Source organism: Stagnimonas sp. FW305-C-60, assembly GCF_058782965.1.
In genome coordinates this window covers 407,938-434,246 of record NZ_JBYSYF010000001.1, presented here as the reverse complement: position 1 = coordinate 434,246, position 26,309 = coordinate 407,938, and the positions used below count along the sequence as shown (strand labels likewise).

Annotated in this window: 25 protein-coding genes; 14 read left to right on the top strand and 11 right to left on the bottom strand. The window is 68.0% G+C overall.

All coding sequences use genetic code 11. The features are described 5' to 3' along the window. Window positions 1-46 precede the first annotated feature (46 nt). From hemC to AC3WT6_RS01980, 7 genes are all read left to right on the top strand, one after another. Complete coding sequence (hemC, locus tag AC3WT6_RS02010; RefSeq protein WP_492651882.1) at window positions 47-970, top strand: hydroxymethylbilane synthase; 924 nt, start codon at window positions 47-49, stop codon at window positions 968-970. Continuing rightward, entirely contained in the window at window positions 967-1,731 is a 765-nt protein-coding gene (locus AC3WT6_RS02005) for a uroporphyrinogen-III synthase (protein ID WP_492651881.1), read from the top strand. Before hemC ends, AC3WT6_RS02005 begins: the two co-directional genes overlap by 4 nt. Next, on the top strand, window positions 1,728-2,792 hold the full coding sequence (locus AC3WT6_RS02000) for a uroporphyrinogen-III C-methyltransferase (RefSeq protein WP_492651880.1): 1,065 nt from the start codon (window positions 1,728-1,730) through the stop codon (window positions 2,790-2,792). Before AC3WT6_RS02005 ends, AC3WT6_RS02000 begins: the two co-directional genes overlap by 4 nt. Window positions 2,793-2,804: 12 nt before the next feature. Continuing rightward, entirely contained in the window at window positions 2,805-4,001 is a 1,197-nt protein-coding gene (locus tag AC3WT6_RS01995) for a heme biosynthesis HemY N-terminal domain-containing protein (protein WP_492651879.1), read from the top strand. Window positions 4,002-4,004: 3 nt separating this feature from the next. Beyond that, entirely contained in the window at window positions 4,005-4,871 is an 867-nt protein-coding gene (locus tag AC3WT6_RS01990; RefSeq protein ID WP_492651878.1) for an SDR family oxidoreductase, read from the top strand. A 73-nt stretch (window positions 4,872-4,944) separates the two neighbouring features. Continuing rightward, window positions 4,945-5,358 carry a large-conductance mechanosensitive channel protein MscL gene (gene mscL, locus AC3WT6_RS01985; protein WP_492651877.1) on the top strand — a complete coding sequence of 138 codons (414 nt, stop codon included), beginning with the start codon at window positions 4,945-4,947 and terminating at the stop codon, window positions 5,356-5,358. Window positions 5,359-5,447: 89 nt separating this feature from the next. Next, window positions 5,448-6,455, top strand: a complete 1,008-nt coding sequence (locus tag AC3WT6_RS01980; RefSeq protein WP_492651876.1) for a class 1 fructose-bisphosphatase — start codon at window positions 5,448-5,450, stop codon at window positions 6,453-6,455. Window positions 6,456-6,514: 59 nt separating this feature from the next. Here AC3WT6_RS01980 and AC3WT6_RS01975 read toward each other — a convergent pair whose 3' ends face one another. The 6 genes from AC3WT6_RS01975 to AC3WT6_RS01950 form a co-directional block, all read right to left on the bottom strand. Next, on the bottom strand, window positions 6,515-7,168 hold the full coding sequence (locus AC3WT6_RS01975; protein ID WP_492651875.1) for a hypothetical protein: 654 nt from the start codon (window positions 7,166-7,168) through the stop codon (window positions 6,515-6,517). Window positions 7,169-7,376: 208 nt separating this feature from the next. Then, entirely contained in the window at window positions 7,377-7,910 is a 534-nt protein-coding gene (locus AC3WT6_RS01970; RefSeq protein ID WP_492651874.1) for an HD domain-containing protein, read from the bottom strand. 34 nt (window positions 7,911-7,944) lie between these two features. Next, entirely contained in the window at window positions 7,945-8,469 is a 525-nt protein-coding gene (locus tag AC3WT6_RS01965) for a cold shock domain-containing protein (RefSeq protein WP_492651873.1), read from the bottom strand. 112 nt (window positions 8,470-8,581) lie between these two features. Beyond that, window positions 8,582-9,640, bottom strand: coding sequence for an LPS export ABC transporter permease LptF (gene lptF / locus AC3WT6_RS01960; protein ID WP_492651872.1), 1,059 nt, complete (start codon window positions 9,638-9,640; stop codon window positions 8,582-8,584). Between the two features lie 34 nt (window positions 9,641-9,674). After that, complete coding sequence (locus AC3WT6_RS01955; protein ID WP_492651871.1) at window positions 9,675-10,136, bottom strand: DUF2721 domain-containing protein; 462 nt, start codon at window positions 10,134-10,136, stop codon at window positions 9,675-9,677. Between the two features lie 72 nt (window positions 10,137-10,208). Continuing rightward, window positions 10,209-11,153, bottom strand: a complete 945-nt coding sequence (locus tag AC3WT6_RS01950; RefSeq protein WP_492651870.1) for a DMT family transporter — start codon at window positions 11,151-11,153, stop codon at window positions 10,209-10,211. A gap of 271 nt (window positions 11,154-11,424) precedes the next feature. Between AC3WT6_RS01950 and AC3WT6_RS01945 the strand changes: the two genes are divergently transcribed. From AC3WT6_RS01945 to AC3WT6_RS01935, 3 genes are all read left to right on the top strand, one after another. After that, complete coding sequence (locus tag AC3WT6_RS01945; RefSeq protein WP_492651869.1) at window positions 11,425-11,559, top strand: hypothetical protein; 135 nt, start codon at window positions 11,425-11,427, stop codon at window positions 11,557-11,559. Between the two features lie 11 nt (window positions 11,560-11,570). After that, window positions 11,571-11,951, top strand: coding sequence for a hypothetical protein (locus AC3WT6_RS01940; protein ID WP_492651868.1), 381 nt, complete (start codon window positions 11,571-11,573; stop codon window positions 11,949-11,951). A 94-nt stretch (window positions 11,952-12,045) separates the two neighbouring features. Beyond that, the gene (locus AC3WT6_RS01935; RefSeq protein ID WP_492651867.1) at window positions 12,046-12,528 is read left to right on the top strand and encodes a hypothetical protein; all 483 of its coding nucleotides are present in this window, start codon (window positions 12,046-12,048) and stop codon (window positions 12,526-12,528) included. Between the two features lie 93 nt (window positions 12,529-12,621). Here AC3WT6_RS01935 and AC3WT6_RS01930 read toward each other — a convergent pair whose 3' ends face one another. From AC3WT6_RS01930 to AC3WT6_RS01915, 4 genes are all read right to left on the bottom strand, one after another. Next, window positions 12,622-16,068, bottom strand: coding sequence for a pyruvate carboxylase (locus AC3WT6_RS01930; RefSeq protein ID WP_492651866.1), 3,447 nt, complete (start codon window positions 16,066-16,068; stop codon window positions 12,622-12,624). 166 nt (window positions 16,069-16,234) lie between these two features. Next, a complete protein-coding gene (locus tag AC3WT6_RS01925) occupies window positions 16,235-16,501 on the bottom strand; it encodes a hypothetical protein (RefSeq protein WP_492651865.1) in 267 nt (88 codons plus the stop codon). 126 nt (window positions 16,502-16,627) lie between these two features. Next, window positions 16,628-17,899 carry a CehA/McbA family metallohydrolase domain-containing protein gene (locus tag AC3WT6_RS01920; protein WP_492651864.1) on the bottom strand — a complete coding sequence of 424 codons (1,272 nt, stop codon included), beginning with the start codon at window positions 17,897-17,899 and terminating at the stop codon, window positions 16,628-16,630. An 85-nt stretch (window positions 17,900-17,984) separates the two neighbouring features. Further along, on the bottom strand, window positions 17,985-18,626 hold the full coding sequence (locus AC3WT6_RS01915) for a cation efflux transmembrane domain-containing protein (protein ID WP_492651863.1): 642 nt from the start codon (window positions 18,624-18,626) through the stop codon (window positions 17,985-17,987). A gap of 83 nt (window positions 18,627-18,709) precedes the next feature. Here AC3WT6_RS01915 and cadR point away from each other — a divergent pair, with 83 nt between their 5' ends. Continuing rightward, window positions 18,710-19,159 (top strand): Cd(II)/Pb(II)-responsive transcriptional regulator, encoded by a 450-nt coding sequence (gene cadR / locus AC3WT6_RS01910; RefSeq protein WP_492651862.1) that lies wholly within the window; start codon window positions 18,710-18,712, stop codon window positions 19,157-19,159. Here cadR and AC3WT6_RS01905 read toward each other — a convergent pair. Then, window positions 19,156-20,067: a bile acid:sodium symporter family protein gene (locus tag AC3WT6_RS01905; RefSeq protein ID WP_492651861.1), complete on the bottom strand. Its 912-nt coding sequence runs from the start codon at window positions 20,065-20,067 to the stop codon at window positions 19,156-19,158. The genes cadR and AC3WT6_RS01905 overlap by 4 nt on opposite strands. Window positions 20,068-20,221: 154 nt before the next feature. On the opposite strand from AC3WT6_RS01905, the gene AC3WT6_RS01900 reads away from it, so the two are divergent. The 3 genes from AC3WT6_RS01900 to uvrD all read left to right on the top strand — a co-directional run bounded on the left by AC3WT6_RS01900 (window position 20,222) and on the right by uvrD (window position 26,297). Then, window positions 20,222-21,271, top strand: a complete 1,050-nt coding sequence (locus AC3WT6_RS01900; protein WP_492651860.1) for a TauD/TfdA family dioxygenase — start codon at window positions 20,222-20,224, stop codon at window positions 21,269-21,271. A gap of 123 nt (window positions 21,272-21,394) precedes the next feature. Then, a complete protein-coding gene (locus AC3WT6_RS01895) occupies window positions 21,395-23,944 on the top strand; it encodes a TonB-dependent receptor (protein WP_492651859.1) in 2,550 nt (849 codons plus the stop codon). 52 nt (window positions 23,945-23,996) lie between these two features. Then, window positions 23,997-26,297 (top strand): DNA helicase II, encoded by a 2,301-nt coding sequence (gene uvrD, locus AC3WT6_RS01890; RefSeq protein ID WP_492651858.1) that lies wholly within the window; start codon window positions 23,997-23,999, stop codon window positions 26,295-26,297. Window positions 26,298-26,309: the final 12 nt, after the last annotated feature.

The window sequence follows — 26,309 nt, the reverse complement described above, 5'->3', positions numbered from 1 at the left end:
GCGGTGCCCGCGCCCGCGCCGGGCGCGTCCTCCTTAAACTAGGCGCATGAGTTCATTGCGCATCGCCACCCGCGAATCCCCCCTGGCCCTCTGGCAGGCCGAGCACGTCCAGGCCCGGCTGCGCGCCGTGCATCCCGGCCTGGAGGTGAGCCTGGTGCCGATGACCACCACCGGCGATCAGCTGCTCTCCGGCCCGCTCTCGCAGTCCGGCGGCAAGGGCCTGTTCGTGAAGGAGCTGGAGGCGGCTCTGCTGGAAGGCCGCGCCGACCTCGCGGTGCATTCCATGAAAGATGTGCCGGCCCAGCAGCCGGCTGGCCTGGCGGTGGTCGTCTATCTGGAAGGCGAGGACCCGCGCGACGCCTTCGTCTCCAACCACCACGCCAGCCTCGCCAGCCTGCCGCCGGGCGCGCGTCTGGGCACCGCCAGCCTGCGCCGGCAGGTGCAGGCGCGGCGGCTCAGGCCAGACCTGCAGATCGAGGTGCTGCGCGGCAATGTCGGCACCCGCCTGCGCAAGCTCGACGAGGGCCGCCACGACGCCATCCTGCTCGCCTGCGCCGGCCTGATGCGCCTGGGCCTGGAGGCGCGCATCCGCGAGCGTCTGGACCCGGAGCAGTTCGTGCCCGCCATCGGTCAGGGCATCGTCGGCATCGAATGCCGCGCCGACGACGCCCGCACCCGGGAGCTGCTGGCGCCGCTGCACGACGCCGCCTCGGCGCTGCGTCTGGCCGCCGAGCGCAGCTTCAACGCCCGCCTGGGCGGCGCCTGCCAGGCGCCGATCGCCGGCCACGCCACCCGCCTCGCCGACGGCCGCCTGCGCCTGGTCGGCCTGGTCGGCACGCCGGACGGCAGCCGCCTGCTGCGCGAAGAGATCATCGGCGCCCCGGCCGAGGCCAGCGCCATGGGCGAGCGCCTTGCCGACCGCCTGCTGGCGGCCGGCGCGCGGGAAATCCTGCAGGACCTGGGCGGATGAACGCCGCCGGTCCGCTGGCCGGCCTGCGGGTGCTGGTGACCCGGCCCGCGGCGCAGGCGGCGGGCATCCAGGAACGCCTGCTGGCCGCCGGCGCCGAACCCCGGCTGCTGCCCCTGTTGCGCATCGCCCCGCCGGCCGATCCGGAAGCGGCGGCGCGCCTGCTGCGCGAGTCGCGCGGCGCGGCGTTCTGGCTGTTCACCAGCGCCAATGCCGTGCAGGCCGCCGCCCGGCTGGGGCCGGAGCGCTGGCCGCAGACCCTGATCGCCATCGGCGCCGGCACCGCCGCGGCGCTGGCCAAGCTCGGCTACACCGCGCTGGCGCCGGAAGGCGCCGACAGCGAAACCCTGCTGGCCTGGCCGCGACTGCAAGCGGTTGAGGGCCAGGAGCTCTTGATCGTCACCGGCGAAGGCGGGCGCGGCCTGCTGGCCCAGACCCTCGCCGAGCGCGGCGCGCGGGTGCGCGTCGCCCGCTGCTACCGGCGGGAGCCGGTGCGCCATGCGCCGGAAGCGGTCGCCACCGCGCTGGCGGAGGTGGACATCGCCCTGCTCACCAGCGGCGAGGCCCTGGAGCAGTTGCTGGCGCTGACGCCCGAGACCGGGCGCACGCGCCTGCTCGGTTTGCCGCTGGTTGTGCCCTCGACGCGTGTGGTAGAACTCGCCCGCCGTCTCGGCTTCCAGGCGGCGCTGCTGGTGCCCGACGCGGTTTCCGACGCTGCCTATCTCGCGTGCCTGCTGCGCTGGCGCCAAGAATCGACCCTATGACCGAACTCGCCCCCACTCCGCCGCCCGCTTCGCCGCCTCGTACCGGGCGCGGCAGCCGCCTCCTTCTCGGCCTGTTCGTCCTGGCCCTGCTGGCCGGGCTCGGCGCCGGCGGCTGGAAGCTCTGGACGCAGCTGCGCAACACCACCGAAACCCTGGAAGCCGAGGACGCCCTGATCCGCCGGCTCAGCTATCAGATGCGCGAGCTGGAGGCGCAGACCGACAGCCTGGCGCGCCGCCAGGACGATGCCGACAGCAGCGTCCGCCGCAATGGCCAGCAGATCGCCGCGCTGCAGAATCAGCAGGAGGCCAGCCAGTTGGCGCTGGCCCGTATCGACGAGACCCTGCGCGGCGGCCGCGCGCGCTTCCAGTTGGCGGCCGTCGAGGAACTGCTGCTGCTGGCCAATGACCGCATCCGCCTGGCGCGCGACGCCGCCGGCGCGATCCAGGCGCTGGAACTGGCCGATGCCCGCCTGGCCGGGCTCAGCGACCCGCGCCTGACCGGCGTGCGCGAAGCCCTGGCCCAGGAGCGTCTGGCGCTGCTGGCCGCGCCCCGGGTGGACCTCGCCGGTGCCGCGCTCAGTCTCGCCAGCCTGATCGACCGCGCCCCGCAGCTGCCGCTGCGTGCCCGCGCGCCGGATCACTTCGAGCCGCGCGCCGACAGCCGCGAGGACCAGGCCCACCTGCCCGCCGACGCCGAGTGGCCGGAGCGGGTCTGGGCCGGCATGAAGTCGGCGCTGTCCTCGGTGTTCCGCATCCAGCGCGAGACGCGACCGGTGGACCGCCTGCTGCCGCCCGCGCAGGAAGCCCTGGTGCAACAGTTGCTGTTGATGAAGCTGGAAGGCGCGCGCCTGGCACTGCTGCGCGGCGAGCCGGGCAGCTTCCGCGATCTGGTCGAAGGCGCCCGCGCCTGGCTGGCCGACTACTACAAGCCGGACGATCCGCTGGTGCTGGCGGTGGACTCCGAGCTGGAGCGCCTGCGCGGACTGGAGCTGGCGCCGCGGCTGCCCGAGCCGAGCAAGAGCCTGGAGCGGCTGCGTGCGGTCCTGCGCAGTGCGCCTTAAGGCGAGCCGGCCATGATCGTCTTCTATCTGATTCTGGTGCTGGCGCTGGTGGCGGGCGGCGTCGCCGCGCTGCAACTGGGGGCCGAGACCGGCTATGTGCTGCTCAGCTACGGCCCCTGGGTGGTGGAAACCTCCCTGCTCGGCCTGGTGGTCGCGGTCGCCGCGTTCTTCCTCGCCATCTACTACGGCCTGAAGCTGATCGGTTTCAGCGTCTCGCTGCCGCGTCGCTGGCGCCGCTCGCTGGAGCGGCGCCGCGCCGACGGCGCCCGCGAGAGCTTCGAGCGCGGCCTGCTGCGCCTTTTCGAGGGCCACTGGAAGCGCGCCGAGGTGGAGCTGGTGCGCCGCGCCGCCGACCATCACGCCGGCCATCTCAACTACCTGGCCGCCGCCCGCGCCGCCCAGAGGGTGGGCGCCGGCGAACGCCGTGACCGCTACCTGACGCTGGTGCGCGAGCGCGCGCCGCAGTTGGAATTCGCCATTCTCCTCACCCAGGCCGAGCTGCAACGCGAGCGCGGCGAGTTTGCCCTGGTGCGCGACACCGCCCTGCAACTGCGCCAGAAGGAGCCCACCCATCCCTATGCGCTGGAGCTGCTGGCGGAGAGCCACGACGAGCTGGCGGAATGGGCCTCGCTGCGCGCCCTGCTGGCCGAACCCGGCGCCGCCAAGGCCATGGGCCTGGCGCGCTGGCGCGAGCTGTCCGAGCGCGCCGCCGAAGCACTGCTGCGCGCCGCCGTCGCCGCCGCCCAGCTCGATTCGCTGAAGGCGGTGTGGAGCGCCACCCCGGCCGAAATCCAGGCCCTGGCCGAGCCGGCGCGCGCCTATGCCGCCGGGCTGGCGCGGCTGAATGCCGATGCCGAGGCGCGCGCCTTCATCGAGGCGCGGCTGGAGAGCGCCTGGGACGAAACCCTGGTGCGGCTCTACGGCCCGCTACACACCGAGGACCCCGTCGCCCAGTTGGCGGTGCTGGAACGCTGGCTGCAACTGCACGGCGAGCAGCCGGCGCTGCTGGAAACCGCTGGCCGGGTCTGCCTCAAGAACCGGCTCTGGGGCAAGGCTCGCAGCTATCTGGAGGCCGTCGTGCAGGTGGCGCCGACGCCGGCCGCCTATCTGGAGCTGGCCAAGCTCTGCGAACTCACCCAGGCCAAGGCCGAGGCCGATCAGCATTACCGGCGCGGGCTGGAGATCGCCACCGGCCTGCCCGGCTTGTAGCGCGTGTCCAGTCTGACTTCGGGCGACCGTGCCCTCATCGTCGGCTGCGGCGACATTGGCCTGCGCATCGCCGAGCGCCTGCGCCTGCACGAGGTAACGGTGATCGGCGCGGTGCGCCGGCCCGAAGCGGCGGCGGTGCTCGCGCAGCGCGGCATCGAGCCCTTGCTGATCGATCTCGACGCGCCGCCTGAAAGCCTGCCGGCTTGTGACGCCGTCTACTGGTGCGCGCCGCCCCCGGCCGAGGGCGAGACCGACAGCCGCCTGCGTGGCCTGCTGCCGCGTCTGCCCCAGCCGCGCCTAGGCCTGCTCTACATCTCCACCAGCGCCGTCTACGGCGACTGCCAGGGGCGCTGGATCGACGAGGCCGAGCCGCTCAAGCCCGGCACTACCCGCGGTCGCCGCCGCCTCGATGCCGAACTGGCCCTGCGTGCCTGGTCGGCGCGCTCCGGCGCCAAGACTGTCGTGCTGCGCGTACCCGGCATCTACGGACCCGGCCGGCTGCCGGTGGAGCGGCTGCGGCGCGGCGAGCCGGTGCTGCGCGAGGCCGACGCGCCCTATACCAACCGCGTCCACGCCGAGGATCTCGCCGACGCCTGCCTGCTGGCGCTGGAGCGCGGCGAGGCCGGCGCCGCCTATAACGTCGGCGACGGCGAGCCGACCAGCATGAGCGACTACCTGCTGCGCTGCGCCCGCCTGCTCGGCCTGCCGGAGCCGGCGCGCATCGCGCTCGCCGAGGCGCCGGCGCATTTCTCGCCGATGCTGCGCTCGTTTCTGGAGGAGTCGAAGCGGCTCAAAGTGGAGCGCCTGCGCGCGCTCGGCTGGACGCCACGCTACCCGAATCTGGAGGCCGGTCTGCCCAGTTGCCTTTAGAGCCAGCGCCTGGCTGCCCCGTTAGAATCCAAGGACTGCGCCGTTTCCGCCCTCAGCCATCGAGAACCTCCAGATGAGCGTCTTCAACGAATTCAAGACTTTTGCCATGCGTGGCAATGTCGTCGACCTCGCGGTCGGCGTGGTCATCGGTGGTGCCTTCGGCGGCATCGTCACCTCCCTGGTCGGCGACCTGATCATGCCGGTGGTCGGCATCCTCACCGGCGGCGTCGACTTCTCCAAGGCCGCGCTGGTGCTGCGTGAGGCCAGCGCCGACGGCAAGGTGCCGGCGGTGCTGTTCGGCTACGGCAAGTTCATTCAGACGGTCATCAACTTCATCATCGTCGCCTGGGCGATCTTCATGCTGGTGAAGCTGATGAACAAGCTGAAGAAGAAGGAAGAAGCCGCGCCGCCGCCGGCACCGCCCGCGCCCAGCGCCGAGGAAAAGCTGCTCGCCGAGATTCGCGACCTGCTCAAGAAGCCGGCCTGAACCCCTGCCGCCGCTGCCGGCCTGTCCTCGGCGCGCCGCCCCAGGCCGTTAAACTAGCCCTACATCGTCCCCCGCCAGCTCCAGAGTCCATGAAACCCATCTTTCTCACCCAGTTCCTGATCGAAGAACAGCGCAAGAACGGCCAGTGCGGCGCCGACCTGCGCCTGCTGCTGGAGGTGGTGGCGCGCGCCTGCAAGCGCATCTCGCTGGCGGTGGGCAAGGGTGCGCTCGGCGGCGTGCTGGGCGATGCCGGCACCGGCAATATCCAGGGCGAGGCGCAGAAGAAGCTCGACGTGCTCAGCAACGATATCCTGCTGGAAGCCAATGCCTGGGGCGGTCACCTCGCCGGCATGGCCAGCGAGGAAATGGACGAGCCCAGCATCATCCCCGGCGAATACCCCAAGGGCGGCTACCTGCTGCTGTTCGATCCGCTCGACGGCTCGTCCAACATCGACGTCAACATCTCGGTGGGCACCATTTTCTCGGTGCTGCGCGCGCCCGAGGGCATCGACCCGGCCGACTCCAAGGCCTACCTGCAGGCGGGTGCCACCCAGGTCGCCGCCGGCTATGCGGTGTACGGCCCCTCGACCATGCTGGTGCTGACCATCGGCACCGGCGTGCACGCCTTCACGCTCGACCGCGAGTTGGGCAGTTTCGTGCTCACCCAGAGCAACCTGCGGATCCCGGAGGACACCAAGGAGTTCTCCATCAACGCCAGCAACGCCCGCCATTGGGAAGCGCCGGTGCAGCGCTACATCGACGAATGCCTGAAGGGCAAGGAAGGCCCGCGCGGCAAGGACTTCAACATGCGCTGGGTGGCCTCGATGGTCGCCGACGTGCACCGCATCGTCAGCCGTGGCGGCGTGTTCATGTATCCGCTGGACGCCAAGACCCAGGCGCAGGGCGGCAAGCTGCGCCTGCTCTACGAGGCCAACCCGATGGGCTTCATCGTCGAGCAGGCCGGCGGCGCCGCCTCCACCGGCCGCGAGCGCATCCTCGACATCAAGCCGCACAAGCTGCACCAGCGGGTGCCGGTGATCATGGGCAGCAAGAACGAGGTGGAGCGCGTGGTGGCCTATCACCGCGAAGCCGTCTAGCCTGCTGTCAGGCAACAAAAAGGCCGCTGCGATGCAGCGGCCTTTTTTGTGCTCGTGTTCTAGAGCTGCAACACATCTCGCGCCAGGACATCGACACAAGCGGTTGCCGCCTTGTCCAGATAGCTCTTGAGAAGGGCGGCCTGGTTTTCCAGGAGCATTTCCTTGGTCGGCGGGTTGGCGTCATCGCCCTGAACCGTCTTACACATGGTTTCGGCGACAACTTCCTTGCTGCCGGCATCAATTAATCGCAGGCGGGCGTTGTAGGTGACTTTGTAGTGCGCCCAATCTGATGGGTAGTAGTTAAACATCCAGGCCATTGTTTTGACGTCAAGCAAATACTGGCTGCCCGGATAGGTGGCAAGCAACACCGGAACCCCATCATCTTCCGACGTCTTTGTTGCGGTCTGCACGGAAGCCCCGCGTAGGGCCGAGAGCTTTTCCCCCAACCCCTTGCCGATGGCGACTGCCGGGTCGGCGATGCCGTTTTCTTTAACGATGCTGTTTCCCTCGGCGATCATCGCCACGGCACCGACCACGGCGAACGCGGCTTTGCCGGCGGTAAAGGCGGTGAAATCGGGTGTCGGGTACTGCGTGAGAGATACCGACTTTCCCTGCAACTGGGCTGATGCCTCTTTGGTAAGCGGCATGTGGCTGACCGACACGCAGCCGGTCACTGAGGCAAGCGCGATCAGCGCTGCGATGCGTTTAAACATGGTTCCCCTAATATTTAGTTATCGAGCGAAGCGCTCGTAAAAATCATACCTCAGGCAAACATTGGGGCGCTTCGGAACATGGCTCGTGTAATCGCCTAGTTTCGTAGGGTGGGCTTCAGCCCACGGCACGCGGAGCCTCCAGCGTGGGCACGCTGCGCTTCGCGTAGAGGCGCCTACTTTTGGAGCCCAGACTACGTCTGGCCGTTGCTCAGTACCGCAGCATCGGCAAGGGGCTGAGCGGATGGCTCAGCAGCCGTCGCAGCGAGAGCTGCACCAGCCGCCAGTGGAAGCCGGCGTTGGGGAAGGCCGCACTCAGCTCGCGCCGGTAGCCGCGCGGCAGGCCGAAGCTCAAAAGGCCCAGCGAGACATCGCACCAGTCCGCCTTGCGCATCGCCTCCACCAGCGCGCTACCCGGGTAGCGGCGCAGCTTGTGGTGCTCGCGCACCATCGCGCCGACTTCCTCGGCCCAGTCGGCGCGGCCGGTCTCGGCCAGATAGTCGCGGGCGCGCTGCTCGGAGGGCGCGAGATAGTCGAAGGTGTGGTCGGTCCAGATGCCCAAATCGTGAAAGGCGATGGCGATGGCCAGCTTGTCCAGCGTCTCCGGGCTCGTGTCCTGCGCGAAGCTCGCGGCGCAGTTGAGCACCCGGTAGCAGTGGTTGCGGTAGGCAGCCCGGTCGGCGCCCAGTTGCGCGGCGTAGTGCTCCAGCAACTGATCGAGCAGGGCGACTTGGGTGAGGAGCATGAACTTGCCTGTGTGGTCTTGAATAAGGGAGGTGCTATTGGCCGCACCACTGCGACTCGCAGGGTATGCCATCCCCGTCGCCGTCCATCTCGGGATTGGGGCAGTGTCGCAAATAGAACTGGGCTTCTGCGCAGGACACCATCTCGGAGCAATGGGTTTTTCCCTCGCATTGGTAGCGGCTGGGCCGTTCCGCAGGGACTGAAGCGAAATCCTCCTGGGGACGACTGGCGCTTCGCGTCTGATATCGCAGGGCAACGCCCAAGCCGATTGCGACCAGCAGGCCGACCACGGCGAGTTGCAGCAACGGCGAGGTCTTGCGGTCTCCGCCGCCCGACCTCGGTGGCGCCGCGTGAACCGGGAAAGCCACCTTTTCGGCCTGGTGCCGCCCCTGCGCGTTCTTGGCCACTTCATAGCTGACGATGTCGCCAACTGCGGGTCGACGCCGTCGGTCGGTAAAGGCGCTGATATGAACAAAGACCTTGTCGCTGCCGCCGTTCCAGGTGATGAAGCCGAAGCCGCGTGCCTCGTCCCAGGAGGTGATCCTGCCTTGAAATCGCATCCTTGCGTTCCCTGTTCTCGCGCGTTCCCTTCGCGCCGGGTCGTCTCGCCAGACTAAGCAGCCGGGTGCGGCTTGTCTAACGCCGTCTGGCGGCGCGTCGGATCTTTCCGACCTACACCCTGCGCTGCCGCCACACCAGCCAGCCGGCAATGCCGAGAAACAGCGCATGCACCCACCACAGCCCCAGCACCGGCGGCAGGGTGCCCTTGGCCATCCAGGCCTGGCCCAGGCTCAGCACATTGGAATAGGCGAGGTAGGCCAGCACGCCGATCACCAGCTTGCCGTAGCGGCCCTGGCGCGGGCCGACGTGGGCGAGCGGCACCGCCAGCAGCACCAGGATCAGCGCCGACAGCGGCGCGGCGATGCGCCAGTGCAGCTCGGCGCGGTCCTTGGGGTCGCCGGAGGCGGCCAGCGCGGCGGTGGACATGATTGCGCGGCTGCTGCTGTTGAAGATGAAGTCCGGCGGCGTGATGCGGGTGGACAGCCGCGCGAAGTCGGCGACTTCGGTGCGGGCCTCGCCCGGCGTCACCCGCGCGCGCTGGCCCTGGCTCAAGCTGATCTGCCGCTCGCCGGTGTTGCCGTCGATGGCCTGGGTGCCGCTCTTGGCGGTGAGCAGGGTGGTGCCGCCTTCTTCCTCGATGAAGGCCAGCACCTCGCCCAACTGGGTGCCGTCGCCGCTCAGGCTGCTGGTGTAGAACACCGCCTTGCCGTCGGCCACCGGCTTGAAGCGGCCGGCTTCGAAAGGCGTGTACTGCACCAGCCGCTTGGCGTCCTTGAGCAGGTAGTCGGCCTGGCGCGCCGCCCAGGGGCTGATCTCGAAGGACAGGGCCGCGGTCAGCGCCGCCATCGCCAGGCCCAGGAACAGATAGGGCCGGTAGAAGCGCGACAGCCCGACGCCGCAGCCGGTGAGCGCGGCGATCTCGTTGTCCTTGTACAGCCGGCCCAGCGACAGCATCACGCCCAGGAGCAGGGCCACCGGCACCAGCAGCACCATGTAGCGGAGGCTGGACAGGCCCACCACCTTGAACAGCAGGTCCGGCGGCAGATCGCCCTTGGCCGACAGCGCCAGGAAGAAGGTGAAGCGGGTGGAAAGCATGATCGCCAGCAGCACCACCGCCACCGCCAGCCAGGCGCCGAGGGCGTCGCGGATCAGGTAGCGGTCGAGGATCATCGGGGCTCTTTGGGGCTGAACTGGCAGGGCGGCATTATGGCCGCACCGGCGGCTTTGACCGGGCGACGATACCGAGGTGGCGGATCGCCAGGTGAATCTCGCGCAGGAAGAACAGCAGGGCGAGGATGAACGAGGTCATCGCGGCGATGAAGATCACCGCCACCAGCGAGGCGAAGTTCATCTCGAACAGGGCGCCGATGAACAGCACCATCACCACCGTGCAGATCATCAGCGCGCACAGCGCGCAGCAGCCGATGGCGAACTGCACCAGCCGCGCGCGCCGGGCGTGGATGTGCAGGTTGGCGTTGACCGCGAGGTCGTAGTTGTCGCCGCTCACCGCCAGTTGCTCTTCCAGCTTGCGGGCGCGGTCGACGATGCGGCCCAGGCGGTTGGTGAGCACCACCAGCATCGAGCCGATGCCGGCGATCAAAAACACCGGCGCGACCGCGAGCTGGATGACGTGGGCGATGCTGGTGACTTCGGCGTCGGTGGACATGCGGCGGCGGGGTTGGCAGGACTGAACTGCCGCGCATGATGCGCGCGGCGCTGGCGGCGGGCCAGTGGCGGCTCAGGTTTTCGGCGCAGCCGCCGTCGCCGCCCGCGAAGACAGCAGCAGCATGCCCGCCAGCACCAGCGCGGTGCCCGCGAGTTGCAGGCCGGTGATCGGCTCCGCCAGCAGCCAGTAGGCCAGGAACAGGGTCGAGACCGGGCCGATCATCCCCGCCAGCGAGGCCGGGCCGGCGCCGACGCGCGCCACCGCGATCATGGTCAGAAACACCGGCAGCACCGTGCACAGCCCGGCGTTGATGAGCGACAGCGACCACACCGCGTCGCTCTGCGCGAACAAGGTCGGCCAGGGCCGCAGCAGCGCGTACTGCGCAAGGCAGGCCAGCGCAGACACGCTCATCGCCAAGGCCACCAGGCGCACGCTGCCGACGCGCTTGAGCAGCTCGCCCGAGGCCAGCAGGTACACCGCGTAGACCAGCGCCGCGCCCAGCACCAGGGCCGAGCCGAGCACGGTGTTGCGGCCGCCCAGGTGCAGGTCGTGCCAGAACACCAGCACTACGCCGCCATAGGCCACCACCAGCGACAGCCATTGCCGCGCCGTCACCGGCCGCCGCAGCCAGACGATGCCCAGCAGCAGCACGAAGCTGGGGGTGAGAAAGAGGATCAGCCGCTCCAGCCCGGCGGAGAGGTATTGCAGTCCCAGGAAGTCGAGCATGCTGCTGGCGTAGTAGCCGAGCAGACCGAGGCCGGCGATGCGCCACAGGTCGTTCGCGGAAAGCCGCGGCTTGCGGCGCCAGGTGTAGATCGCCACCGCTAGGAACACTGGCAACGACAGCAGCATGCGCAGCGCGATCAGCGTCACCGCGTCGATGCCTTCGCGGTACAGCAGTTTGGCGACCACGGCCTTGGCCGAGAAGAACACCGAGCCGGCGAGGGCGAGCAGCAGGCCGCTTAGGTAGGCAGTGCGGGGTGAGGTGGGCAAGGGGAACTCGTGGAGTGGCCGCATGCTGAGCGACGAAGCAGGGCCGCTATTGTCCCCTCCCCCTTGCGGGGAGGGCTAGGGAGGGGGTGGCTTTACAACGAAGTGCGCGCTCCGTTGCTGGGCTTCCCCCTCCCCCAACCCCTCCCCGCAAGGGGGAGGGGAGCGGAAGAGCGGCCCGCACTGAAGAAGGATGCGCAATGGAAGCTCTTTGTCCTCCCCACAACGCCCAGGCGCCGCAAGCCTGGGCCCCGCGTAAATTCACCTTGGAAAGCCCCCGGAAACGCAGTACCGTCACTTGCAGAACATCGCGATCCGGGAAATCGCCACCATGAACATCGAACGGCTCACCGCCGAAGCGAATTGCGAAAAGTCACCCGCCAAGCTCATGGGCTTCGGCAGGGGCGTTTTTCTACAAACTCGTTGGGTCTAAAGGAGGAATGAATGCGCTTTGTTGTATGGCTACTGATTGCTAGCGTCGCTACCGCATGTAGCGACGGACAGGCGCCTTCCAGCGAGAGCTATTCGCTTGAGCAGAAGGTCGCCATAGTCAACGCTGGGAACTTTGTAAGTGAAGAAGATATTTCGGTTAAGAGAATTCGCTTCCTTCTTGGCTCGCTGCAAAGTGCAACTGGCTATCCCCAAGACAAGATTGCAGATCAGGCCATGGCCACGCACAACATTATTAGAGCCAAATTTGGTCGGGAGATTTCCATTCTCCAGCTTCTTGAAGCAGCGAATGGGGCCGAGGCCGTTAGATCAAAGTCGGTAAAGCTCGAAGAGTATTGGGCACTGTATGCGACGCTTGCCAGCCAGGAGTCTTAGGCCCAACCATGCCTTCCGGCTGACAATATTTGCCGCCGCTTTGCGTCGTCAAATCCGCGGCTGAAGGTGGGCGTTGGGCGCTAAGGAGGAACGAGTGGACAAAGAGCTGAACCTAATTACGTCACTCAGCAACGAGCACGAGAAAAAGCTGTACCAGCGGCTCAGTACTGTTCGAGCGGAGCTAAACGACACAACAGATACGTTCGTTCAACTGGCCGCCGCCGATATTCAACACGCAGAGAATGTTGGGCGCCAGCTTCTCATGGCTCTCACAGAAGAAGATGGCAGTTATCGTCGCCCGCCGCACCTGCTGGCCACGCAATTCGAAAACCACGGCTTACAGCTGGAGAAAAGAAGCAGTTACTACGGCATTTCGCTGACGCTTTTTGGCGTGGCGACAGCAATTTTTTCGGTAAAGCTCTCTGAGACTTGGCCGCAATTTTTAATTGTCATCATTTTTAGCATCGCTAGCCTTGTCATGAAATGGAACATCGACAAGCGGCTCGTGTTGATTAAGCAACTGGTCAACCATCTGCGGTCTTTTCCCCAGGGTACTGCCCACAGCGTCGGCACATGAGCGCGTCCAACAATCAATTGCAGCCGACGTGCCAGCCGCTGCGCATTCGTCACATGGCTGAATTGGGGCGTTGAGGCTGTAGAAAACGGCCGCCTATCCCGCCTCCATCTCAATCAGCAAATCGCCCGGCCGCACCACGTCGCCGGCATGCACATGCACGGCTTTGACCACCGCGTCCTGCGCGGCTGCGACCAGGGTTTCCATCTTCATCGCTTCCAGCGATAGCAGGGTCTCGCCCTTGGCGACGCGCTGGCCGGCCTGCACCGCGAGGCGCGCCACGGTGCCGGGCATCGGTGCGCCGACTTCCAAGGCATTGCCTTCCGCGGCCTTGCGCCGCTCATAGGCCTGCTTCACGCCGGCATGGGCGACGCGCAGCGCGCGCGGTTGGCCGTTCAATTCAAAGAACAGCTTGCTGGCGCCTTCGTCGAGCAGCTCGGTGCGGCCCTGCAGGCGGATCACCAGGGTCTTGCCGGTGTCGATGTCGACGCTGATCTCCTCGTTGTCCGGCAGGCCGTAGAAGAACACCGGCGTCGGCAGGGCGCTGACATCGCCATAAAGCTTCTGGTGCTCGACGTAGTCCTTGTAGACCTTGGGGTACATCAGGTGGCTGGCGAGATCGGCGTCGGAGAGCTTCACGCCCAGCGCCTGCTCGGTCTTGGCGCGCTCGGCAACGAGATCGACGGCGGCGAGGCTGGCGCCCGGGCGTTCGCTCAGCGCCGGCTTGCCGCGCAGCACCTTGGCTTGCAGCGCCGCCGGCCAGGGCTCGGGCGGCAGGCCCAGTTCGCCGCGGAACAACTGCACCACCGACTCGGGGAAGTCCACGGCGTAATCGGGGTCCACCAACTGCTCGATGCTCAGGCCCTTGGCGACCATGAACAGCGCCATGTCGCCGACCACCTTGGAGCTGGGCGTGACCTTGACGATGTCGCCGAAGGCGCGGTTGACGTCGGCATAGGCCTTGGAGACCTCGGCCCAGCGCGACTCCAGGCCCATGCTGCGCGCCTGCTCGCGCAGGTTGGTGTACTGCCCGCCCGGCATCTCGTGGCGGTAGACATCGGCGGTGCCGCTCTTGATGTCGGACTCGAAAGGCGCGTAGTAGCGGCGCACGCCCTCCCAGTAGTCGGAGAGCTGCTGCATCGCGCCGGTATCGATGCCGGGGTCGCGACGATGGCCGGCGAGCGCCGCAGCGATACTGCCGAGATTGGGCTGCGAAGTGAGACCGGAGAGCGCATCGAGCGCGCCATCGACGGCATCGACGCCGGCCTCGACGGCGGCGAGCACGCTGGCGGCGGCGATGCCGCTGGTGTCGTGGGTGTGGAAGTGGATAGGGATGCCCACCTCCTGCTTGAGCACGCGCACCAGCTCGCCGGCGGCGCGCGGCTTGCAGACGCCGGCCATGTCCTTGATGCCCAGCACATGGGCGCCGGCTTTCTCCAGCGCCTTCGCGAGCTTCACGTAGTAGTCGAGGTTGAACTTGGGCCGCGCCGGGTCGAACAGGTCGCCGGTGTAGCAGACCGTGCCCTCGCAGACCGCGCCGGACTCGATCACCGCATCCATCGCCACCCGCATGTTGTCCACCGCGTTGAGCGAGTCGAACACGCGGAAGATGTCGATGCCCTCCTTCGCCGCCTGCTGCACGAAGTAGCGCACCACGTTGTCGGCGTAGTTGGTGTAGCCCACCGCATTGGCCGAGCGCAGCAGCATCTGGAAGGGGATGTTGGGCACCGCCGCGCGCAACTGTCGCAGGCGGTCCCAGGGGTCTTCCTTCAAGAAGCGCAGGGCGACGTCGAAGGTCGCGCCACCCCAGCATTCCAGTGACAGCAGGCCCGGCAGCAGGCGCGCGTAGTGCGGCGCGATCGGCAACAGGTCGGCCGTGCGCATGCGGGTGGCGAACAGCGACTGGTGCGCGTCGCGCATGCTGGTGTCGGTGAGCAGCACGCGATCCTGCGCCTTCATCCAGTCGGCGAAGCCCTTGGCCCCCAGTTGCTTGAGCTTGTCGCGCATCCCCGCAGGCGGCGCGGGCACCAGATCGGTTGCGGGCAGCAGCGGCAGGGCCAGCGGGCCGCTGGGCTTGGCGCGGCCCTTCATGTCCGGATTGCCGTTGACCACCACCTCGCCGATGAAGCTCAGGAGCTTGGTGGCGCGGTCGCGGCGGGCGGTGAACTTGAACAGCTCCGGCGTGGTGTCGATGAAGCGGGTGGTCGCCTCGCCGCTGCTGAACAGCGGGTGGGCGATGACGTTTTCCAGGAACTGCAGATTGGTCGAGACGCCACGGATGCGGAACTCGCGCAATGCGCGGTCCATGCGGCGGATGGCGACATTGGCTTCCGGCGCCCAGGCGGTGACTTTCACCAGCAGCGAGTCGTAGTGCGGTGTGACCACCGCGTTGGAATACACCGTGCCGCCGTCGAGGCGGATGCCGAAGCCGGCCGGGCTGCGGTAGGCGCTGACGCGGCCGTGGTCGGGCGTGAAGCCGTTTTCCGGGTCCTCGGTGGTGACGCGGCATTGCAGGGCGTGGCCGGAGAGCCGCAGGTCTTCCTGCTTGGGCAGCCCCGGCTCGCCGATATGCGCGCCCTCGGTGACGCGGATCTGCGCAGCCACCAGATCGACGCCGGTGACCATCTCGGTGACCGTGTGCTCAACCTGGATGCGCGGATTGACCTCGATGAAGTAGAACAGCCCGGTGTCGGCGTCCATCAGGAATTCGACCGTGCCGGCGTGCGAGTAGCCCACGCTCTGGCACAGCCGCACCGCCGAAGCGCACAGCGACTCGCGCGTCGCGGCGTCGAGGTAAGGCGCGGGCGCGCGCTCCACCACTTTCTGGTTGCGGCGCTGCACCGTGCAGTCGCGCTCGAACAGGTGGACGATGTGGCCGTGCGTGTCGCCGAGGATCTGCACCTCGACATGGCGCGCGCGCTTGACCAGCTTCTCGACGTAGACCGCGTCATTGCCGAAGGCGGCCAGCGCCTCGCGGCGGGCCGATTCCATCTGCGCGCCCAGCTCGGCTTCCGACTCGATCACCCGCATGCCGCGGCCGCCGCCGCCCCAGCTCGCCTTCATCATCACCGGGTAACCCACCTTGGCCACCAGCGGCTTGCAGGCTTCGAGATCGCGCGGCAACTCGCCGGTGGCGGGCAGCGTGGGCACGTTCGCCGCCACCGCCGCCGTCTTCGCGGCCACCTTGTCGCCCAGCGTGCGCAGTACCTTGGGGCTGGGGCCGACGAAGCGGATGCCGGCCGCCGCGCAGGCCTCGGCGAAGTCCGGGTTCTCGGAGAGAAAGCCGTAGCCGGGGTGGATGGCGTCGACGCCTGCGGCCACCGCGACGCGGACGATGTCGTGGATGTCGAGGTAGGCGGCGATGGGCTTCTTGCCCTTGCCGACCAGATAGCTCTCGTCGGCCTTGAAGCGGTGCAGGGCGAAGCGGTCCTCGTAGGCGTAGATGGCGACGGTGCGGATGCCCATCTCCGCCGCCGCGCGCATCACCCGGATCGAAATCTCGCCGCGATTGGCTACCAGCAACTTCTTGATGCTGCCGCTCATGGGTTCCCCCGCAGGTTGGCCATCGGTTCCACCGTGACTGGTTGCGCACCGGCCTGCTGAAAGGCGGTAACAACGACCATGCCAGCGCCCGGCGGCGCGAGGCGGATCAGGCCCTATGGTGGCAGGCTCGTGCGCCGGCGACGTCCTCCAAGGGGTGTAGACGGACTCAGCCCGGCGCAGGTTTGTGGGCGGCCAGGGTCTGCCGCAGTCGCTCGACAAAGGCATTGGCCAGCGCCGTGCTGTGGCGTTCGCGCTGGCGCAGGTTGAGCTCAGTCAGCGGATGGCGTTCTTCCAGCAGCAGGCGCCCGCCCTGGCTGGCGTACAGCTCCAGCTCGCCGCTACAGCGCTCACCGGCCTGGCCGAGCGCCGGCCACCAGCGCACGGTGACGGCCAGGCCGTCCGGGTAGTGGCGGATGAACAGGGTTTGCGGCATAGGGCCTCCACGCTCGCCGTCAGTGTTGCGAGGAGCGCGGGGCACTGTGCCGCCGCCGGCCGGCGACGCCGGACCTGCGACGATCCAGGGCGGGCGAGACCCGATGAGAGGTGCGGCGGGAGCTGGTCAGCGCGAGCTGATCCAGACCGGCGCCAGATAGGCCGCCGACAGGCCATCGGCGCCGTCCACCCGCACGAAGTACCAGTGGGTCCCCTCGGTCACCGGCACTTCCAGGCGGCCGTGGGCACTGTCGGTGCTGGCCAGCTCCTGGCCGCCGGCGCCGAACAGTCGCAGCGTGCCGGCGTAGGGGCTGCCGTCCTTCTGGCTCACCTGGGTCTGCAGGACCACGCGGCTGCCCAGGTCGCAGCTCAGCTGCGAACCCATGGGATGGCCCTCGGCCTGAAAGTCCACGCGCAGATGCTGGCCCGGCGCCAGGGCGTAGGTGCGGCGCGCCAGCCAGGCCGCCTTGATCGCCGCCTCACCCAAGTCGGTGGCGAGGCTGACGGTCTTCGGGTGCTCCTCGGCGCCGTAGGTACCCCAGTGGTTGTCCTCGGAGCCGATGAAGGACAGCCGCCAGCCCTTGTCCAGCGCCTTGGCGATGTAGGGCAGGTAGCGGTCGTTGCGGTGATCGGTGTTGTAGACCTCGATGCCGAACATGCGCTCCACCGCCTCGGGGATCAGCGTGAAGTCGTTCCAGTCGCACTCCGCGCTCTCGGTGTCGAAGCACTTGTCGTGCGGATGGTTGAAGTGCGCCAGGGCGTCGCTGCCGCCGCCCATCGGCACCTCGCCGCTCAGGCTGCCGCCGTTGAGCGCCGGGGTGTCGGCATCGCGGGTGAACCAGCCCCAGAAGGTATCCATGGTGAACAGGTAGCCGCCGTCGAACTTGGCGTTGCTGAAGTTCTTCGAGAAGTAGACGTTGATGTGGCCGAAACGGTCGGAAGTCCACTCGAAGCCACGGATGGCGAGGAAGTTCTCGTCGCTCGCCGCCTGCGCCTGCGCGGCGGTGTTCTGCCACTTCACCAGCTCGTCGGCGGTCGGGGTCAGGCAGGTGAGCAAGCCCTCCAGCGAGGCGAAGCACTGATCGCCCACCGACAGGAACAGGCCGGTGTTGAGGGTGTCGGAATGCTCGCTGCCCCCAACAAAGCTGTAGCCCAGCGCCTTGGCCTTGGCGAAGTAGTCGCCCGGCACGTCGGTGATGACGCCGTCGGAGTAGCTGGAATGCATGTGCATCAGCCCCTCGTAGGGCCGCAGGCTGGCCAGCGGCTCGCCTTCATATGGAGCACAGACCTTGGCGACCGGCGGCGGCTCGGTGGCGGGCGGGGTGCTGTCGTCGTTGCTGCCGCAGGCAGCGAGGCTCAGCAGGGCGCTGAGCGCGAGGAGGCGTAGGGCGGCGGGCACGGTCGTTCGTCCATGAAGATCGGGTCGCGCAGCCTAGGCGGTGGAGATGACAGGCCGAGGAAATCTCCTCTGCAATTTCCGTCCGTCAGTGGCTGTGCAAGGGCTGCGTCGCCACCTCGCGCAACTCGGCGCGCGCCTGGCGTACGACCTGCCTTGCCGCGCTCAGGCCCAAGCCCGCCATCACCGCTGCCACCAAGAGGTCGGGCCAGCCGCTGCCGGTGCCGAACACGCCGGCGGCGGCGAGCAGGATGGCGAGATTGCCGATGGCGTCGTTGCGCGAGCACAGCCAGACCGAGCGCATGTTGGCGTCGCCGTCGCGGTAGGCGTAGAGCAAGCCCGCCACCGAGACATTGGCGATGAGGGCCAGGGTGCCGATGGCGGTCATGGTGCTGGCCTCCGGCAGCACGCCGTGCCAGCCGTTCCAGGCCGCCTGCGCGAGCACATAGCCGCCATAGGCGCCCATGCTCAGACCCTTGAGCAGGGCGGTGCGCGAGCGCCAGATCGAGCCCAGCAACAAGGCGTAGAGCGAGAGCGCGTAGTTGGCGGCGTCGCCGAAAAAGTCCACCGCGTCGGCCAGCAGCGAGGCCGAACCCGCGCCCCAGCCGCCGATCATCTCGACCAGGAACATGCCGAAGTTCACCACCAGCGCGATCCACAGCGCGCGCCGGTAGCTTGGCGGGATGGGCTTTCCGGCGGGCGTGTCGGCGTGGCAGCAGTGGGCGGACATGGACGGCTTCCTTATGGCTTGCAGGCCGCCATTGGACAGCCTGTAGTAACTTCAGGCTCAAGCCCCCAAGCGCCGGAGTTCGCATGAGTGCCCGCCACTACCGAATCGGAGACCTCGCCACGGCGCTCGCGGTGCCGGTGGAAACCATCCGCTACTACGAGCGCCAGGGCCTGCTGCCGGCGCCCGAGCGCAGTGCCGGCAACTACCGGCTGTACTCGGAGGTCGAGCGCGGCCGGCTGGAATTCATCCTGCACTGCCGCGCGCTGGACATGAGCCACCAGGAGATCCGCGAGCTGCTGCGCCTGCGCGACCAGCCTGAGCTGGGCTGTGCCGAGGTCAACGCCGTGCTCGAGGCGCATCTGGGCCATGTCGCCGAGCGCCTGCGCCTGCTGCGCGGCCTGCAGGCGCAGCTCAAGACCCTACGTGCGCGCTGCGCGGCTCCCGGCGTGGCCGGTGACTGCGGCATTTTGCAGGAGCTCTCGCAGCCCCTGCGCGCCGCGCGCAAGAGCAGTCATGTCGCTGGCGCCGGCTAGGCGCTGACCGCGGGTTGCGGCGGAAAGCGCGACCAGACCGCCGCCACGATGCCGCCGGCGAGGATGTGCCAGACACCCCACCAGGCGGCGATCAGCGCCATCGGCCCGGAGCCGTCGAAGAAGTTGAAGATCAGCACCAGGCCCAGGCCGGAGTTGTGGATGCCGGTCTCGATGGCGAGCGCGCGGCGGTCGGCTTCCGGCAGCCGGAACAGCCAGCCCAGGCCGTAGCCGCCGGCGATCGCCAGCGCATTGAGAAGAAACACCCAGCCGAACAGCGCGTCGATGTGCTGCACAAACAACCGGTAGTTGCCGGCAAAGCCGACGACGATGAAGGCCATCAGCAGCAGGCCGGCGGCGATCCGCAGCGGCTGGCGGATGCGCAGCGCCAGCGCCGGCGCGTAGTGCTTGAACAGGCTGCCCAGGGCCAGTGGCAGGGCGACGATGGCGAGCACCGTCCAGAGCATGCCGATGAGATCGACATGCAGTTCGGGCAGGGCCCCGGCGGCGCCGACCGCACGCGCGCTGAGCGCGAACAGGCCCGGCGTGGCGAGCGCGGCGGCGATGGTGGAGATGGTCACCAGGCTGATGCCCAGCACGACGTTGGCGCGCGCCAGCATCGACAGGTAGTTCGACACATTGCCGCCCGGGCAGGCCGAGACCAGCAGCATGCCCAGCGCCAGGCCCGGCGGTGGCTTCAGCAGCAGCACCAGCGCCACCGTCATCAGCGGCATGTACAGCCACTGCGAAGCCAGGCCCACCAAGAGGCTGCGCGGCCGGCGGCGCAGCTGCGCCAGCGGCTCGCGCTCGATGAACAGCGACACCGCGAACATCAGGAAGGCCAGCGCGAGATTGAGCACGCGCAGGCTGTCGGCGGAGAAATGGATGCTGGCCTGATCGAGGGCGCTCATGGGTGGGAGTCTGCAAAAGCGGGCACTGTGCCCAAGGCAGCCCTAGGCCAACCAATACTTTGCGGCGCCTAGGTTATGAACAAAACGCTATTTACTGATACCCCGGCAAATGCGGGACGATGCGCGCATCCTCCTTGTTGATCTGGTGCCGCCCATGTCCGCCAACCGTCCGCCGTTTTCACTGAGCCCCGCCCGCCTGCCGCTGCTGGTGCAGCCGGCCGGCATCGCCGATGTCGCCGGCCTGAGCGCCTGGCTGGAGGCCAACCGGGACTGGGTCACCGAGCAACTGCACCAGGTCGGCGCCCTGTTGTTCCGCGGCTTCGGTGTGCGTGGCGTCGACGATGTGGAGGTGGTGGCGCGCGCCATCGAGCCCGGCTTGCAGAACGAATACCTGGGATCCTCGCCGCGCATCGCCTTGAGCAAGAGCGGCTATGTGTTCTCGGCCAGCGAGCTGCCGGACTTCTACCCGCTGCCGGCGCACAACGAGATGTCGTTCACCGCCAAGCCACCCTCGCGGCTGTTCTTTGCCTGCACCATCGCGCCGGGCAAGTTCGGCGAGACGCCGCTGGTGGACTTCCGCGCCGTCTACCGCGATCTCGACCCCGCGCTGCGCGAGCGTTGGGCCAGGAAAGGCCTGCGCATCATCCGCAACTACTCCGGCCCTGGCGAGACCAAGAAGGATTTCTTCGAGCTGAAGAAGTGGACCGAGATGTTCAACACCCGCGACCGCGCGGTGGTGGAAGCGACCTGCGCGCGCGAAGGCTTTCAGCCGGTGTGGAAAGCCAACGACCGGCTGGCGCTGATCAGCCATCACCAGCCGGTGCGCCCGCATCCGGTCACCGGCGAGCCGGTGTGGTTCAACCACATCCACAACTTCCATCTCGACGCCGGCCACCTCGAATATTTCCAGGTCTTGAAGCTGCGCCCCAATCTGCGCCATCTGCGTTACTGGGCACTAGCGCGCGCCCTGAGCGCCTGGAAGCGGCGCACCGTCGCCGCCGAGGACCAGGCCATGCACGCGACCTTCGCCGACGGCAGCGAGATCCCCAGCGCCGAAGTCGATGCGGTGATCCGCGCGATCTGGAAGAACCTGGTCATCACGCCCTGGCAGCAGGGCGATGTGGTGGTGATCGACAACGCCTCCACCGGCCATGGCCGGCTGCCCTACGAAGGGCCGCGCGAGGTGGTGGTGTCCTGGGCCTGAGGGCGGCAGCGCTTGCGCACGGCGTTTCCGGCCTGCTGCATTTCTATAGAAATAATCGATATTTCTGCCGCGCCTTCGCAGCGGATTGAATAGCCCGCTATTCCTTTGCCGCCGCGGTGTCGCATGTCCCTACAGAAACTCGTCAGCGCCGTGGCCGCCACGGCCCGGCCCGCTGTTGTCTCCGCCACCGCGCTCGGGCTTTTGCTGGGCATGCTGGCGCCAGCCGCGCAGGCGCAGACCGCGGCGGCGGTGGATCAGGCCGAGCCAGCCAGCATTCCGGTGCAGAGCCTGGCCGAGTCCGCCGCGCCGGCACCCGCGCCCGAGGCGGTGCAGAGCCCGGCGGCGCTGGATACCGTGGTAGTCACCGCCCGCCGCAAGAAGGAAAAGGTCGAGGTGGTGCCGATCTCGATGACCGTACTCGATGGCGATCAGCTCGCCGCCGCCGGCCTTTATCGGCCGCAGGACATCCAGGAGCGTGTGCCCGGCCTGGTGGTCTCGGTGCCCAACCCGCGCCTGACCAGCTACACCATCCGCGGCCTGGGTTCGTCCTCCGCCAACGACGGCCTGGAAAGCAGCGTGGGCCTGTTTCTCGACGGCGTGTACCTGGGCCGTCAGGGCCTCTCGGTGTTCGATCTGGTCGATCTCGACCGCGTTGAAGTGCTGCGCGGCCCGCAGGGCACGCTGTTTGGCAAGAACACCACCGCCGGCGCTTTCAACATCGTCACCAAGGCGCCGACGCCGGAGTTCGAGGCCAGGGCCGAGGGCAGCGTCGGCAATCTCGGCTATCGGCAACTGCGGGGCAGCATCAACGGCGGGCTAATCGGCGAGACGCTCTCTGGCCGGCTCACCGGCTATCTCACCCGCCGCGACGGCAGCATCGAGAACCGCTACGACGACCGGAGCTTCCAGAACCAGCACAAGGGCGGCCTGCGCGGCCAACTGCTGTGGGCGCCCAGCGAGAATTTCAGCTCGCGGCTGATCTACGAATACGCCGACGCGCACGAGGACTGCTGCGTGTTTCTGCTCACCAGCTACCGCGACGCGATCAGGCAGCGCGACGCCTACATCGAGTACCAGCGCGAGCCGGTCAACCCCTATGCGCGGCAGGTGCAGTACGACAGCCAGGTCAGCATCGAGATGCACCAGAAGGCGGTCAGCAACGAGATCAACTGGAGCTTCGGCGACAACGGCGACACCACCCTGACCAGCATCAGCGCCTGGCGCGACTGGCGCTTCGTGCCCTACAACGACGACGCCACCAGCCGCGAGCTGGTGCCGCTGTCCGGCTCCATCAACAACCACCAGCAGTGGTCGCAGGAGCTGCGCCTGGCCAGCAAGCAGGGCGAGGTCGATCTGGTCGGCGGCCTGTTCCTGATCGAGCAGCAGCTGGTAGCCCTGGACCGCTTCGTGGTCGGCAAGGATCTGATCCCCTGGGCCTTCGGCGGCATCCTGCGCGACCTCACCGGCCTGCCGCTCACGCAGTCCAATTCCGGCCTGCTGTTCGACCTCGTCGCTCCCGGCGAGAACGCCGCCGGCACCGCCAATCTCACCCGGGGCGAGCAGACCAGCCGCAGCGGCGCGCTGTTCGGCTCACTGGACTGGCACCTCACGCCGCGTTTCGACGCCAGCTTCGGCCTGCGCTACACCCGCGAGCTGAAGAAGGGCAGCGTGGTGCGCACCCGCACCGCCTCCAACACCGGCGGCACGGTGGACCCGAATGATCCCGCCAGCCTGCCGCAGCTGCCGGGCGCGCTGTTCGCGGCGCTGGGCATCCCCGACCCGCGCAATTTCACTCTCGGCCTGATCCTCGATCAGGTGATCGGCGCGCCCTACAGCCGCGCCACCAGCTATGACGAGGGCCAGTTCTCCGGCCAGTTCGCGCTCGGCTATCAGCTGGCGCCGACGGTGCGTAGCTATCTGAGCATCGGCCATGGCTACAAGGCCGGCGGCATCAATCTCGGCGTCACCGGCAGCTCGGTGAAGGAGACCTTCGAGCCGGAGACCGCCACCAGCTTCGAGCTGGGCCTGAAGAGCCAGTTCTTCCGCCGCCGCCTGGGCGCAAATCTTGCCGCCTATCACAGCATCGTCCGCAACTACCAGGCGCTCACCTTCGACAACGAGCCGACGCTGTTCCCCAACCCGGCGCAGGTGAACCTGCTGAACGTCGGCAAGGTGCGACTGCAGGGTGTGGAGCTGGAAGGCCGTGCGCGGCCCTGGTCCTGGCTCAGCCTGCGCGCCGGCGGCAGCTATGGGCGCGCGGTGACCGTGGACTTCAAGAACGCGCCGGACGAGGACGCGCGCACCAGCACCAAGGATCTCTCCGGCAAGCGCCTGTACAACGCGCCCATCGTCACCGCCACCGCCGGCATCGAACTGAACCGGTCTCTCGCCGACAACTACGAGGCCTACGGCGCTTTCGACACCAGCTACCGCAGCGACTACTACGGCACAATCGAACGCGGCCGCGGCTCCGAGATCGCCGCCTACAGCCTCAGCAATCTGCGCGTCGGCATCAAGCATGCGCGCGGCGTCGAGGTCTCCGCCTGGGTGCGCAATGTCTTCAACGAGGACTACCTCGCCGCGATCAACCCGATCTACGGCGTAGGCGACTACGGCGCGGTGGTGGGCGATCAGAGAACCTATGGGCTGAGCGCGCGGCTGGAGTTGCACTAGGGCCTGTCACCAATTGCGGGGCAGCTTGGCGCGTCGCCGGTAAACTAGCGCCATGCAATTCGACGCGTACACCCAAACCGATCCCCGCCTCGTCGCCCTCGTCGAAGCCCTCAACCCCGCCCAGCGCGAAGCCGTCACCGCCCCGCCCGAGCACCGGCTGGTGCTGGCCGGCGCCGGCTCCGGCAAGACCCGCGTGCTCACCCACCGCATCGCCTGGCTGATGGCGGTGGAAGGCGTCTCGCCGCATTCGGTGCTGGCGGTGACCTTCACCAACAAGGCCGCCAATGAGATGCGCGGCCGCATCGAGCAACTGGTGAACGTGCCGGTGCGGGCGATGTGGGTCGGCACTTTTCACGGCACCGCCCACAAGCTGCTGCGCCTGCACTGGCGCGAGGCGAAGCTGCCGCAGAATTTCCAGATTCTCGACGCCGACGACCAGCAACGCCTGGTCAAGCGCGTGCTCAAGGGTCTGGACATGCCGGAGGACCGCTTCCCGCCGAAGATGGTCACCGGCTGGATCAATGCCCAGAAGGAAGAAGGCCGCCGTCCGCACCAGATGGCCGACCAGGGCGACTACAGCCAGCGTCAGCTGGTGCGCGCCTACACCGCCTACCAGCAGGCCTGCGAGGCCCAGGGGCTAGTCGACTTCGCCGAGCTGCTGCTGCGCGCCTACGAGCTGTTCCGTGACGTGCCGGCGGTGCGCGAGCACTACCAGGCCAAGTTCCGGCATGTGCTGGTCGACGAGTTCCAGGACACCAACACCCTGCAATACCTCTGGCTGCGCCTGCTCTGCGGGCCGGACGCGAAGATCTTCGCGGTCGGCGACGACGACCAGTCGATCTACGGCTGGCGCGGCGCCAAGGTGGAGAACATCCAGAAGCTCTCCCGCGACTACCCGGGCATCGAGCTGGTGCGGCTGGAGCAGAACTACCGCAGTACCGGCACCATCCTCAAGGCCGCCAACGGCCTGATCGCGCACAACTCCGGCCGCCTGGGCAAGAACCTCTGGACCGAGGACCGCGAGGGCGAGGCGATCCAGCTCTACGCCGCCTACAACGAGTACGACGAGGCGGAGTTCGTGGTCAACCGTATGCGCGACTACCTCGACGGGCATGGCCGCTACAGCGATCTCGCCGTGCTCTACCGCAGCAATGCGCAGTCGCGCGTGCTGGAAGAAATGCTGATCCGCGCGCGCCTGCCCTACCGCATCTACGGCGGCCTGCGCTTCTTCGAGCGCATGGAGGTGAAGGACGCGCTGGCCTGGCTGCGGCTCTTGGTCAACCGCGACGACGACGGCAGTTTCGAGCGGGCGCTGACCACGCCGCCGCGCGGCGTCGGCGCCACCTCGCTGGAAAAGCTGCGCGCCTTCGCCAAGCAGCACGAGCTGTCGCTGTGGAAGGCGGCACGTTCCGGCAGCGCGGCGCTGGGCCGTACCTCCGGCGCGCTGGGGCTGTTCCTGGACCAGATCGACCTGCTCGACCAGCAGACCCGCGAGCTGCCGCTGGCCGCCAAGATGGAGAAACTGATCGAGCGCTCCGGCCTGAAGGAGCACTACAAGAGGGAGAAGGGCGAGCAGGCCGAGGCGCGGCTGGAAAACCTCGACGAGCTGATCAACGCCGCCAAGTCCTTCGAGCGGCCGGACGAGGAAGGCCTGGACCCGGCGCTCAACTTCCTCACCCACGCGGCGCTGGAAGCCGGCGAAGGCCAGGCCAGCGCCGGCGAGGACGCGGTGCAGCTGATGACCCTGCATTCCGCCAAGGGCCTGGAGTTTCCGGTGGTGTTCATGGTCGGCCTGGAGAACGGCCTGTTCCCGTCGATGCGCGCGGTCGACGAGGGCAATCTCGAAGAGGAGCGCCGGCTCTGCTACGTGGGCATCACCCGCGCCCGCCAGCAGCTGACCCTCAGCTATGCCGAGACCCGCCGCATCCACGGTGTCGAGCAGATCTGCGCGCCCTCGCAGTTTTTGAAGGAAATCCCCAGCGAGACCCTGGTCGAGACCCGGCCGCGCGCGGCGGTGCTGCGCAGCAGCTTCGGCGTGCAGTCCGGCCGCGGCAGCTATGGCGGCGGCGCGCCGCGCTCGGGGCTGGGCAGCGGCTACGAGCATGGCAATGCCTGGCGCGAGCGCCAGCAGGAGGGCTACAACCTCAGCCGCCCGGCGCTGTCGGCGAAGATGACCGCGGAAGTCGGCTATGGCGGCTACAGGCTGGGCCAGCGGGTGATGCATCCCAGCTTCGGCGAGGGCACCATCTTGAGCTTCGATGGCGAGGGCGAGCGCACGCGGGTGGAGATCCGCTTCGCCAATGCCGGCACCAAGTGGCTGATGCTGGCCATGGCCAAGCTCAGCCCCTTGTAGCGCGGCGTCGCC